The 13,299-nt window shown below is 76.6% G+C and carries 5 protein-coding genes; all 5 read left to right on the top strand.

Annotation, left to right across the window (positions count from 1 at the left end; genetic code table 11):
* Positions 1-170 precede the first annotated feature (170 nt).
* The 5 genes from AB0O19_RS25865 (at position 171) to AB0O19_RS25845 (ending at position 13,275) form a co-directional block, all read left to right on the top strand.
* Positions 171-5,678: a type I polyketide synthase gene (locus AB0O19_RS25865; protein ID WP_363622767.1), complete on the top strand. Its 5,508-nt coding sequence runs from the start codon at positions 171-173 to the stop codon at positions 5,676-5,678.
* Positions 5,675-8,863: an amino acid adenylation domain-containing protein gene (locus AB0O19_RS25860; RefSeq protein ID WP_363622765.1), complete on the top strand. Its 3,189-nt coding sequence runs from the start codon at positions 5,675-5,677 to the stop codon at positions 8,861-8,863. Before AB0O19_RS25865 ends, AB0O19_RS25860 begins: the two co-directional genes overlap by 4 nt.
* Before the next feature lie 74 nt (positions 8,864-8,937).
* A complete protein-coding gene (locus AB0O19_RS25855; protein ID WP_363622763.1) occupies positions 8,938-10,758 on the top strand; it encodes a non-ribosomal peptide synthetase in 1,821 nt (606 codons plus the stop codon).
* Entirely contained in the window at positions 10,755-11,957 is a 1,203-nt protein-coding gene (locus AB0O19_RS25850) for an argininosuccinate synthase-related protein (protein WP_363622761.1), read from the top strand. The genes AB0O19_RS25855 and AB0O19_RS25850 overlap by 4 nt, the downstream gene beginning before the upstream one ends.
* A gap of 1 nt (position 11,958) precedes the next feature.
* Complete coding sequence (locus AB0O19_RS25845) at positions 11,959-13,275, top strand: ATP-grasp domain-containing protein (RefSeq protein ID WP_363622760.1); 1,317 nt, start codon at positions 11,959-11,961, stop codon at positions 13,273-13,275.
* The last annotated feature ends 24 nt before the right edge of the window (positions 13,276-13,299 follow it).

The following is a 13,299-nucleotide window of genomic DNA, read 5'->3' as shown; positions in this document are numbered from 1 at the left end:
CCAAACACTCTTCCCCTACACCACCCTCTTCCTATCTCGAGGCGGCTCCGGCACCGGCCCGACCGGCTGACCCCGACGGCCGGCGGCCGACACCCCGCACCCCGTGCCGGGTGTCGGCCGCCGGACCCCCGCGAGCCGCGTCGCATCACCACCCATGAGGAGAAAGCCCGATGACCACCCACGCCCCCGGGGGCCCGGCCGCCGCACCGCCGGACCTGCCGGACGCGATCGCCGTGACCGGCCTCGCCTGCCGGTTCCCCGGAGCTCCCGACGCCGGGGCCTTCTGGGCCAACCTGGTCGCGGGCCGCGAGAGCGTCACCTTCCGGAGCCCCGAGGAGCTGGCGGCCCTGGGCGTCCCCGCCGAACGGCTGGCCGACCCCCGGTTCGTCGGGGCGGGCGGCGTGCTGGAGGGCCTCGCGGAGTTCGACGCCGAGTACTTCGGCATCCCGCCCCGCGACGCCGAGCTGATGGACCCCCAGCACCGGCTGTTCCTGCAGTGCGCGGTCACCGCGCTGGAGGACGCCGGGCAGCTGACCGACGGCGTCGAGGGCGGCGTGGGCGTCTACGCCTCGGCCGGCTTCAACTCCTACCTGACGCACCACCTGCTGCCCAACGCGGCCCACCTGGCCGACCGGGCCGACGTCCAGTGGCTGGCCGCCGGGGACAAGGACTACCTCGCCACCCAGACCTCCTACCGGCTGGGCCTGACCGGCCCGAGCCTGAGCGTGCAGAGCGCCTGCTCCTCCGCCCTGCTCGCGGTCCACCTGGCCGCCGAGGCGCTGCTCAGCGGCGAGTGCGACGTGGCGCTGGCCGGCGCCGTCTCCGCCGGGATCGGCCAGGGGCTCGGCTACCTGCACGCCGAGGGCGGCATCCTCTCCGCCGACGGGCACTGCCGCCCCTTCGACGCCGACGCGACCGGCACGGTCTTCGGCAGCGGCGTCGGCGTGGTGGTGCTGAAGCGGCTGGCCGACGCGGTCGCCGACGGCGACACCGTACGGGCCGTGCTGCTCGGCTCGGCGGTCAACAACGACGGGAACCGCAAGGTCGGCTTCACCGCGCCGAGCCTGGACGGACAGGTCCGGGTCGTCTCGGCGGCCCAGTCCGTGGCCGGGGTCACGCCCGGCGAGGTCTCCTGCATCGAGGCGCACGGCACCGGCACCGCGCTCGGCGACCGGATCGAACTCGCCGCGCTGGGGCGGGTGTTCGCGGACGCCCCGGACTCCCGCCGGGTGCTCGGCGCGGTCAAGTCGAACGTCGGCCACCTGGACACCTGCGCCGGGATGGCCGGGCTGATCAAGACGGTGCTCGCACTCCAGCACCGCACGCTGCTGCCGACCGTGCACTTCGAGAGCCCCAGCCCCGAACTGGCCCCGGGCCTGTTCCGGGTGCTGACCGAGGCCGAGCCGTGGTCCGGCCGCGACGGCACCCGGATCGCGGGCGTCAGCTCCTTCGGCATCGGCGGCACCAACGCCCACCTGATCCTCCAGGACGCGCCGCCGCTGCCCGCGGCGCCCGCCGCCGAGCCCGCGCAGTGGGAGCTGCTGCCGCTGTCCGCCAGGAGCGAGCGGGCGCTCGACCGGGCCGCCGAGCGGATCGGCGCGGCGCTGGCCGCCCCCGGTGCGCCCGGCGCGGGCGACGCCGCGTTCACCCTCCAGACCAGGCGGCGCCACCACCCGTGGCGGCGCGCCGTCCTGACCGGGCGTTCGGGCGAGGCGTCCCCCGCCGCCCAGGCCGTCCAGGCCGTCGGAACCGGCCAGAAGGTGGCCTTCCTCTACCCCGGGCAGGGGGCCGGCCACCCCGGCATGGCGGCCGAGCCGTACCGCGCCGAGCCGCTCTTCCGCGCCGCGCTCGACCGCTGCCTGGACGCCCTGCGGCCGTGGACCACGGCGCCGCTGCGCGAGCTGCTGCTCGACCCGGCCCACCCGGACCTGTTCGACCGGACCGAGACCGCCCAGCCGGCCCTGTTCGCGGTGGAGTACGCGCTCACCGCGTGGTGGACGGGGCTCGGCGTCCGGCCGGTCGCACTCGCCGGGCACAGCGTCGGCGAGTTCGCGGCCGCCTGCGCCGCCGGGGTCTTCGACCTGCCCGGCGCCGCCCGGCTGGTGGCCGAACGCGGCCGGCTGATGGGCACCATGGCGCCCGGCGCGATGCTCAGCGTCCCGCTGCCCGAGCCGGAGCTGCGCGCCCTGCTGGACGACCCGGCCGGGCCGGAACTGGCCGCCGTCAACGCGCCCGACCGCTGCGTGGTGGCCGGCGCCCCCGAGGCGGTCGCGCGGCTCGCCGAGCGCCTGGCCGCGCGCGGTGTGGCCGCCCGGCAGCTGGCCGTGCGGCACGCCTTCCACTCCCGGGACGCCGAACCGCTGCTGGAGGAGTTCGCCCGGCTGGTCGCCACCGTCCCGGTCCAGGCGCCCGCCGTGCCGCTCGTCTCCGGCCTGACCGGGCGTGAGCTCACCGCCGAGGAGGCCGCGTCACCGGAGTACTGGGCGCGCCAGCTGCGGCACACCGTCCGCTTCGCCGACGCGCTCGCCGCGCTGCCGGGCGACGGCCCGCTGCTGGAGCTCGGCCCCGGCCGGGGGCTGAGCGGCTTCGCCGTACGGACCCTGGGCACCGGACGCCCCGCGCTGCCCACCCTCGGCGGCGCCGCGCCCGCCCCGGACCAGCCGCCGGCCCGGCTCACCGCGCTGGCCCGGCTGTGGGAGCGGGGCACCGAGGTCGACTGGTCCGCCCTCGGCGAGCGCGCCGGGCGCCGGCACGTCTCGCTGCCGGGCTACCCGTTCGAGCCCACCCGGCACTGGTTCGAGCCCACCGCCGCCGAGCCCGCCGCCGTCACCGTCCAGGGCCCCGCAGGGCCCGCGCAGGTTTCCGACGGTGCGAGCGGCGTGGACGACTGGCTGCGCGTCGTGTCCTGGACGCAGGCCCTGCCGCCGTCCGGCACCGGGCCGCTCCCCTCGTCGGTGCTCCTGCTCGCCGACGAGTCCGGCCTCGCCGAGGCCGTCGCCGGAGAGCTCGCCGCCGCCGGTGCCCAGGTCAGCCTGGTCCGCGCCCGCGCCGGGGCGTTCACCGCGCAGGACGCCTCGTTCACGCTCGACGCCGACGACCCCGAAGCCTTCCCCGCGCTGGCCGCCGCCCTGGCCGCGCGCGGCACCGTGCCGGACGCCGTCCTCTCCTGCTGGGCTCTGGACACCCCGCCGCTGCGCTCGGCCACCCCGGGCGAGGCGGCCGACGGCGCGCTGCGCGCCCTCACCGTCCCGGTCCAGCTGGCCCGGGCCCTGGGCGAGGCGTTCCCCGGCCGGCCGCTGCGGATGCTGCTGGTCACCGACGCCGCCCACGGGGTGCACGGGCAGCCCGCCCGCACCCCGCAGGCCGCCGCCGGGCTGGGCGCGGTGCGGGTGCTGCCGCAGGAGCTGCCCGGCGTCACCGTCCAGGCCCTCGACCTGGACTACCCGACCCGGGAACCCGAGGAACTGGCCCTGGCGGCGCAGACCGTGGTGGCGCAGCTGCGCGCCGGGCACGCTGCGGCGCCGCTGACCGCCGTCCGCGGCCGGGCGCACCTGGTGCCGGTCCCGGAGCGGCCCGTCCTCACCGACCCGGCCGGGCCGCAGCCCGCCGCGCCGTCCGGCGTGTGGCTGGTCACCGGCGGCCTGGGCGGGATCGGTCTGGCCGTGGCCGGCCACCTCGCCGAGGACGCCGACCGGACGCTCGTCCTGCTCACCCGCCGTGCCGTCCCCGACGGCGCCGGCTGGCGGAGCCTGCGCCCCGAGGGCGCGGCGCCCGCCGCGAGCTGCCCGCCGGAGCTGGCCGAGGCCCTCGCCGGGCTGACCGCGCACGGCGCCCGGCTCTGCCTCGTCCAGGCGGACGTCACCGACGAGGCCGCGCTCGGCGCCGCGCTCGACCGGGTGCGGGCCGCGTACGGCCCGATCGCCGGGGTGGTCCACGCCGCCGGGGTGCCCGGCGGTGGCGTCACCGCCCTGCGCAGCGCCGGGGAGATGGCGCGGGTGCTCGCCCCCAAGGTGCTCGGCACCGTCCTGCTGGAGCGGCTGACGGCCGTGGACCGGCCGGTGCTGGTGCTCTGCTCCTCGGTGCTGGCGGTCACCGGCGCGGTCGGCCAGGCCGACTACACCGGCGCCAACGCCTTCCTGGACAGCTTCGCCGCCGGCTCCCGGGCCGCCGTGTCGATCGGCTGGGACCGGTGGTCGCAGACCGGCATGGCGATGCGGTCCGGCCGGCGCGACTGGCTCGACGGCGGCGAGGTGCTCGACCACGCCCTGTTCGACGCCCGCCGGGCGGAGCCGGACGGCACGGTGGAGCTGCGGCTGCGCCGCACCGGGCAGAGCGCCTGGCCGGCCGAGGAGCACCGGATCGGCGACGTCCCGGTCCTGCCCGGCACCGCGCTGCTCGAACTCGCCGTCGCCGGGCACCGGTTGGCGGTCGGGGACGGGCCGGTCGAGCTGGACGCGGTCTTCACCCACCCGCTGCGGATGCCCGCCGACGCCCCGCCCGAGGTCACCCTGCGGCTGCGTCCGGCGCCCGACGGCGGGCACCTGTGGGAGGTGCGCTCCAGCGCCGTGCCGTCCAGGCCGCACGCCCAGGGCCGGATCGCGCCGTACGGGGGCGACTCCCCCGAGCGCCTGGACCTCGACGGCCTCGCGGCCCGCTGCGCCCCGGTGCCGCAGGTCGCGGTGTCCGCCGCCGCCGGGGAGCGGCCCGGCGGCGCCAGCGGGCTGCGCACCGGGCCGCGCTGGGAGAGCGTCACCGAGGTCCGTGAGGACGGGCGCGGCGGGGCGATGCTGCGGCTGCGCCTGCCCGAGGCGTTCCACGGCGACCTGGCCGCGCACCCGCTGCACCCCGCGCTGCTGGACACCGCCACCGGCGCCGTCACCGCCCGCACCGGCAGCCACCTGCCGGTCGCCTACCGCCGCCTGGTGGTGCTCGGCCCGCTCGGCCCCGAGGCCGTGGTGCGGGTCGACCGCCGCTCCGGTGACGCCGGGGCGGGCGACACGCTGGTCGTCGACGTGGTCGTCGCCGGGCCGGACGGCGCTCCGGCCGTGCTCGTCGAGGGCTTCGTGCTGCGCCCGGCCCCGGCCGCCCCCGGCCCGGACGCTCCCGGCCCGGACGCGGAGGGCGGCATCCCGACCCGGGAGGGCCTGCTGGCCTTCGACCGGATCCTGGCCAACCGTCACCTCCCGCACGTGCTGGTCAGCCCCCGCGCGGCCGGGCCGGCCACGCCCGTCCCGACCGCATCGCAGGCCGCGCCGGAGGCCGCCCTGGCGTCCGCACCGGCGACCGGCCCCGAGGGGCTGGAGGAGCAGATCGCCGCGGTCTGGTCCCGGCTGCTGGGCGTCCCCCGGATCGGCCCCGAGGACAGCATCTTCGAACTCGGCGGCGACTCCCTGCTGATCGTCCAGATCACCGCCGAACTCCAGCGGCAGGGCCTGACCGTCTCCCCCGGCGACCTCTTCGCCCACCCCACCGTCGGACAGCTCGCCGCCCGGCTGCGCGCGGACCGCGCGCCCACCGCCGCCCCGGCGTCCGACACCCCCGCCCCGCCCACCGCTCCCACCGAGCCCGATCCGGCCCCCGCGAAGGGGTCGGGCGAGGCGTTCTCGGACGCGGACCTCAGCGAAGACGACCTGGCCCGGGTATTCGCCCTGTTCCGGTCAGGAGAGGACACCAAGTGAACGACATCGAGGACATCTACCCGCTCTCGCCGACCCAGGAGGGGATGCTCTTCCACAGCACCACCTCCCCCGAGCACGGCCTGTACGTCGAGCTGACCACCTTCCGGGTGCGCGGCGAACTGGACCTGACGGAGCTGGGAGCAGCCTGGCAGCGGGCGATCGCCCGGCACCCGGTGCTGCGCACGGCCTTCGTCCGCGAGCGGATCCGCACCCCGCACCAGGTGGTGCTGCCCAAGGCGGACCTGCCGATCGAGTTCCGCGACCTGTCCGGGCTGGACGGGCCGGCCCGGGAGCGCGCCGTCGCCGAGGAGCTGGAGCAGCGCGCCCGCGAGCGCTTCGACCTGGCCCGGCCGCCGCTGATGCGGCTGCTGGTGCTGCGCCTGCCCGACGAGCACCTGGTGGTGTGGACGTACCACCACCTGCTGCTGGACGGCTGGTCCGCCGCGCTGCTGCTGGCCGAGGTCACCGCCGGACTGTCCGGTGACGCCGCCGAGCCGCCCGCGCCGCCCGCCTTCCGCGAGTACATCGCCTGGCTGGGCCGTCAGGAGGCCGAGCGCGACCGCGCGTTCTGGACCGGCTACCTGGCGGGCTACCGCGAGCCGGCGACGCTGAGCCTGCCGGGCGTGCGCCCGGGCGCCAAGCCGTCCGGCGACTTCCGCACGGTGCGGGCCGAGCTGCCCGCCGAGACCGTCACCGCGCTGCGGCGGCTGGCCGCCGGCAGGGCGACCACGCTCAGCAGCCTGGTCGAGGCCGCCTGGGCGGGGACGGTCGCGCGCCACAGCGGCCGCGACGACGTGGTGGTCGGCGTGACCGTCTCGGGCCGCCCCGTCGACCTGCACCGGGCGGACCAGATGCTCGGGATGTTCATCAACACCGTCCCGGTGCGGGTGCGGATCGACCGGGAGCTGCCCGGCGACGAGTGGCTGGCCCGCCACGCCGCGACCCGCCACCCGCTGCTGGACCACCAGCACACCCCGCTGACCGACATCCAGCGCTGGGCCGACACCGCGCCCGGCGTGCCGCTGTTCGACACCGTCGTGGTGGTCGAGAACTACCCGGACCGCACCGAGGCGGTGCTCTCCCACGGCGCGGTCACGGTCAGCGACGTCCGCTACGAGACCCGGACCAACTACCCGGTCACCCTGGTCGTGCGGGCCGCCGCCGAGATGCAGCTCCAGGCGGTGGTGGACGCCGGGCGGATCACCCCGGAGGAGACCGGCGCGCTGCTCGACCACGTCGTCGCGGTTCTGACCCGCATCGCCGCGCAGCCCGGCCGCCCGGTCCGCGAGCTGCTCGCCGTCCCCGAGGCGGCCCGCGCCCGCCAGCTCGACACCTGGAACGGCAGCGAGATCGACCGCGGCGAGCCGTCGGCCCTGCTGTCCGGGCTGATCGACGACGCGGTCCGCAGCCGCCCGGACCACCCGGCGGTGGTCGACCAGCAGACCCGGTACAGCTACCGCGAACTCGACCGGCGGGCCAAGGCCCTGGCCCGGCAGCTGGCCGCGCGCGGCGTGCGCCCCGGCGACCGGGTGGGCGTCTGCCTGGGCCGCAGCGCCGACCTGGTGACCGCGATGCTGGCCGTCGCCCGGGCCGGGGCCGCGTTCGTCCCGCTCGACCCGGCCCACCCGGTGGAGCGGATCGGCCTCGTCCTGGCGGACGCGGCCCCGGCCGTGGTGCTCACCGACGCGACCGGCGCGCCCGCGCTGGCCGGCTGGGACGGCACCGCCGTCGACCTGGCCTCCCTGGACCTGGCCGACCTCGACCTGACGCTCCAGGAGGCCGCCGACCCCGCCGCCGCCGAGCTGCCGGGCGCAGCCCCGGACGGCCTCGCCTACCTGATGTTCACCTCCGGCTCCACCGGCCGCCCCAAGGGCGTCGCCGTCGGCCACCGCGCGCTGGCGAACCTGGTGGACAGCCTGGCCCGCCGTCACCCCGGCCTCGACGGCGACACCCGCTTCCTCGCCCTCACCACGCTCGGCTTCGACACCTCGCTGGCCGAGCTGCTGGTACCGCTCGCCGTCGGCGCGACGGTGTACGTCGGCGGCCAGGCCCTCGGGCTGAGCGGCCGCGAACTCGACCGCTACAGCGTCGAGCACGGCATCACCGCGCTCCAGGCCACCCCGTCCCGCTACCGGGCGCTGCTGGACTCCGACTGGCAGGGCGCCGGCCGCCCCCGGCTCTACAGCTGCGGCGAGGCCTTCCCCGCGGACCTGGCGGCGCCGCTGGCCGAGCGCGGCGAGTCGGTGTGGAACATGTACGGGCCGACCGAGACCACCGTGTACTCCAGCGTCGAGCGGATCACCGCCGACACCACCCGGGTCACCGTCGGCCGCCCGATCGCCAACACCGTGCTGCACGTGCTGGACACCGTGGACGGCGAGCTGCTGCCGGTCGGCTGCGTCGGCGAGCTGTGCATCGGCGGTGACGGCGTGGCCCAGGGCTACTGGCAGCGGCCCGAGCTGACGGCCGAGCGGTTCGTCACCGACCCGTTCACGGGCGGCCGGATGTACCGCACCGGCGACCACGCCCGCCGCCTGCCCGACGGGCGGATCGAACTGCTCGGCCGGATGGACCGCCAGCTCAAGCTGCGCGGCTACCGGATCGAGCCCGGCGAGATCGAGCAGGTCCTGCTGGCCCTGCCCGAGGTGGCGGCCGCCGCGGTCGCCGTCCGGGAGGGCCGCCTGGTCGCCTGGGTGGTGCCCGCGGACCGGGGCGCCCCGCTCGACGCCCCCGGGGTCCAGGCCGGGCTGCGGCGCTCGCTGCCCTCGTACATGGTCCCCGAGGCGGTCACCGTCCTCGCCGAGCTGCCGCTCACCCCGGCCGGCAAGACCGACCTGCTCGCCCTGCCCACCCCGGCCGGGTTCGCGGACGAGGCCGCGCCGAGCGGCGGGCCCGGCGGCACGGCGGACCACGAGGCGCTGGTGGCCCGGCTGTTCCGCGAGGTCCTGGCACTGCCGGAGGTCGGTTTGGACGACGACTTCTTCGAGCTGGGCGGCGACTCGCTGCGCGCCCTGCGACTGGTCTCCCGGCTGGAGGCGGAACTCGGCTGCTCGCTCGACATCGAGCTGCTCTTCGACTCCTCCACGGTCCGCGACCTCACCGCGGCCATCGGCCCCGCCCTGACCGACGCCGACGCCGACGCACCGGCCGGCTCCGACGCCCCGGGCTCCGACGCCGACCAGTGAACCAACCGGCGTCCCGGCCGGCCCCGGCCGCCGGGACGCCCCTGCACCGACCACACCGATTGGACACAACCTCCATGGCTAGCCCTACGGCCACGATTCTCGACGACGGCGAACGACGGCTCGACACCCTGCTGCTCTCCCGCTGGGAGGCCGACCCGGCGCAGCCCGCCGTGGTCGACGGCGACCGGGTCCTGCTCGCTGGCGAGCTCAGGGACCGCACCGTGCGGGTCGCCTCGCTGCTGCGCGAGCGGGGGGTGCGCCCGGGCGAGCGGGTCGCGGTCTACCTGGAGCGCTCGGCCGACTTCGTGGTCGCCGTGGCCGGGGTGATCCTGGCCGGCGCCGCCCAGGTCGCCTTCGACGTCAACGACCCGGTCGCCCGCACCCTCGACATGCTGGCCGACTGCACGCCCCGGCTGCTGATCACCACCCCCGAACTGCGTTCCCGCTTCCCCGAGTTGCCGGGCACCGAGGTCGTCACCGTCGACGAGTGCGCGGCGGCCCGCCCGGCCGTCCCGTTCGAGCCGGCGGCCGACCTCGCCGAGCAGCCCGCGGTCGTCATCTACACCTCCGGCTCCACCGGCCGGCCGAAGGCCTCGCTGATCCCGCACCGCGCGGTGACCACCCGCCTGCGGGCGCTCCAGCGCAGCCACGGACTCGGCCCGGACGACCGGATGCTGCACCACACCGCGTGCAGCTTCGACATGTTCCTGATCGAGGTGTACTGGCCGCTGATCACCGGCACCACCATCGTCATCGCCGCCCCCGGCCGCCAGCGCGACGCCGACTACCTCGCCGAGACCATCCGCGCGGCCGACATCACCGTCTTCTACTGCGTGGTCTCGCTGCTGGAGCTGTTCCTGCTGGCCCGCGGGCCCGAGGAGCGCTTCGACGGCCTGCGGCGCGTGCTCACCGGCGGCGAGCCGCTCGCGCCCGAGCTGGTCCGCCGCTTCCACGCCCAGTCCACCGCGCCGCTCACCAACCTCTACGGGCCGAGCGAGTGCACCATCTACTGCACCGCCTGGGTGCCCCCGCGCGACCCCGGCCTGGACACCGTCTACATCGGCCCGGCCATCGAGGACACCACCCTGTGGATCCTCGACGAGGACGGCAAGCCCGTACCGGACGGCGAGCCCGGCGAGCTCTACATCGGCGGCGAGGGCCTCGCCCTCGGCTACCTCAACCGGCCCGAGCTCACCGCGGAGCGCTTCGTCCCGGACCACCTCGGCGACGGCCCCGGCCCGCTCTACCGCTCGGGCGACCTGGTCCGCACCCACCCGGTGGGCGGCCTGGAGTTCCTGGGCCGGGTCGACCTCCAGGTGAAGATCCGCGGCTACCGGATCGAACTGGGCGAGATCGAGTCCGCCGCCCTGCGGGTGCCCGAGGTCCGGCAGGCGGCCGTGGTGGCCCACGGCCGCGGCAGCGACGCCCGGCTGGTCGGCTTCCTGGTGCTCGCACCCGGCGCCGAGCCCGCGAGCGTCACCGCCGCCGTGCGCGAGACGCTGCGCGGCGCCCTGCCCTCGTACATGGTCCCGGCGTCGCTGGCCACCGTCGACTCGATGCCGCTGACCGCCAACGGCAAGCTGGACCGCGCCCTGCTGACCGAACGGGCCGGGGCCGTCCTGCCCGCCGTCACCGACGAACCGCAAGCACCGCCCGGCGACGGCGTGGCCGCCACCGTCACCACGGTCTGGTGCGAGGTCCTCGGACTGCCCGCCATCGGCCCGGACGACGACTTCTTCGAGATCGGCGGGGACTCCTTCAAGGTGGTCCGCGCCACCCGCAAGCTGGAGGCGCTGCTCGGCGTCGAGGTCCCGATGCACCTGATGTACGACGAGCCCACGGTGACGGCCTTCACCGCCGCCCTGGCCGAGCAGGGACCGGAGGGATCGCGGTGACTGCCCAGGTCGTCCGTTCCTTCGGCGAGCTCGACGCGATCGCCCGCGATCCGTCGGCCCCCGTCGTCACCCTGTTCAGCGGCGGGCTGGACAGCAGCTACCTGCTGCACCGCCTGGCCCGGGCCGGCGCCCGCAACGTCCACGCCGTCAGCGTCGACCTCGGCGAGGACGAGAGCAGCGAGCACAAGCAGCGGATCGCCGACCGGCTCGGCATCCGGCTGCACCTGGTCGACGGCCGGCAGGAGTTCGCCGAGGACTACGTCCGCCCGGCCATCGCCGCGCACGCCGTCTACCTCGACACCCACCCGGTCAGCTCCTCGCTCAGCCGCCCGCTGATCGCCAAGGTCGCCGTCGACACCGCCCGCGAACTCGGCGCCACCACCGTGCTGCACACCGCCAACCGCTCCCAGAACACCCTGCGCCGGCTCAACGGCGCCCTCGAACTGCTCGGCTTCGCCGGGCGCTACGGCAGCCCGTACGACCTGGACCCGGTGGACCGGGACCAGAAGATGCACGAGCTCAAGGAAGCCGGCCTGGAGCAGCTGAGCGAGCGGCTGGTCAGCGGCGACTCCAACCTGTGGTGCCGGGAGTTCGAGTCCGGGATCCTCGACGACCCCGAGGACCACGCCGTGCCCGAGCGGCTCTACCAGTGGAGCGCGCTGCGCCCCGCCGAGGCCCCGGAGGCCGTCGAGGTCGCCTTCGAGGCCGGCCGTCCGGTCGCGGTGGACGGCCGCCGGCTGCCGCTGACCGAGCTGATCGACACCCTCAACCACCTGGTCGGCGCGCACGGCCTCGGCCGGTACAGCGGGCTCGAACACCTGGGCCACGGGCCGAAGGTGCTGGAGATCCGCGAGATGCCCGCCGCCTGGCTGCTGCTGCGCTCGCGCCGCCACCTGGAGACGGCCACCCTCTCCGCCGAGCTGCTGCGGGAGAAGCTGAACCAGGAGCAGCTGTGGGTCCGCGAGGCGCTGGAGGGCCGCTGGTTCGGCGAACTGCGCCGCGCCAGCCAGGCGTTCATCGAGGTCTGCTCGGCGCACGTCACCGGCTCGGTGCGGTGGCGGCTCTCGGCGGGCTCGGCCGAGACCCGGGCCGTCGTCGCCGACCGGCCGCTCTACCTGCGCGACCGGGAGGCCTGGGAGCACCGGTCCGTCGCCGCCGAGCGCGCGGCGTTCAGCCCGAACCAGCCGCAGGAGCGCTGACATGGGCGGCTCGAACCCGACGGACCACCCGGCGCCCCCGGAGTCCCCTACGCCTCCTGCGCCCCCGACGCCCCCGGTGCTGCTGGTCGTCTACGGCCGGGGCTCGGCCACCGCGCGCGGGGTCCTGACCGCCGGGCGGCGGCTGTGCACGGCGGTCTTCCTCGGCGACCTCGGCGACCCGAAGGTGGCCGCCGACCTGGCCCAGCTGCCGAAGTCGGCCACCGTGGTGGACACGTCCGGCCTGACCGAGGAGCAACTGTGCGACCGGGCCGCCGAGTTCGGCGCCGCCGGAGTGATCACCTTCAGTGACCACCTGCTCCGGACGGCGGCCGCCGTGGCCGCGCGGTGCGGCGTGCCGTTCCACGACCGGGCCACCGTCGAGGTCCTGGTCGACAAGTTCCGCCAGCGCGAGGCCCTGGCGGCGGCGGGCGTGCAGAGCACCGCCTGCCGGACGGTCCACTCCGCCGCCGACCTCGGCCCGGCCCTCGCCGCGACCGGGCTGCCCGCCGTCCTCAAGCCCCGCTCGGGCGCCGGCAGCGTGGACACCTGCCTGGTCCGCAGCACCGCCGAACTGGCCGACCGGTACGCCGAGTTCACCGAGGGCGTGGCGAGCCCGGCGGTGTTCGTGCTGGAGGAGTACCTGGTGAGCGACCCCACCGTGGTGGGGGAGTTCTGGGGCGACTACGTCTCGGTCGAGTCCGCGATCCGCGACGGCCAGATCCGCACCCTCGCGGTCACCGGCAAGCTGCCACTGGCTCCCCCGTTCCGGGAGACCGGCTACTTCACCCCGGCCCTGCTCCCCGCCGGCCTGGCCGACGAGGTCGTGGCCCTGGAGCAGCGCGCGCTGCGGGCGCTCGGCATCCGCGAGGGCGTCACCCACACCGAGATCAAGTTCACCCCCGCCGGGCCACGGCTGATCGAGGTCAACGGCCGCCTGGGCGGGCACGTCTCGGACGTCCTCAAGCGCTCCGCCGGGACGGACCTGCTCGCCCTCGCCCTCCGGCTGGCACTCGGCGCGTTCGACCCGCCCGAGCCGGTGCTCGCCCTGGGCGCGGACTGCCCGAAGGTGGCGTTCCAGTACTTCCTCTCCCCGCCCGCCGACGGCCTCGCCCCCGGCCCCGGCGAGGTGCTCGACGGCCTCCACCACCTCCCCGGGGTGGACCTGGTGGACGCCACGATCGACCCGTCCTGGCGGGCCGACTGGCGGGCCGGCACCGAGTGGCTGATCGGCACGGTCTACGGCTCGGTCCCCGGACACCCCGAGCTCCGGGCCACCGTCGAGGGCATCCACCGCACGATGGCCGACTTCTGGTCCTGACGGCCCCGAGCCCCGGCCCTCAGC

The sequence above is a fragment of the Kitasatospora sp. NPDC091276 genome (assembly GCF_040684355.1).
Lineage (GTDB): Bacteria > Actinomycetota > Actinomycetes > Streptomycetales > Streptomycetaceae > Kitasatospora.
This window is presented reverse-complemented; position numbering and strand designations above follow the sequence as displayed.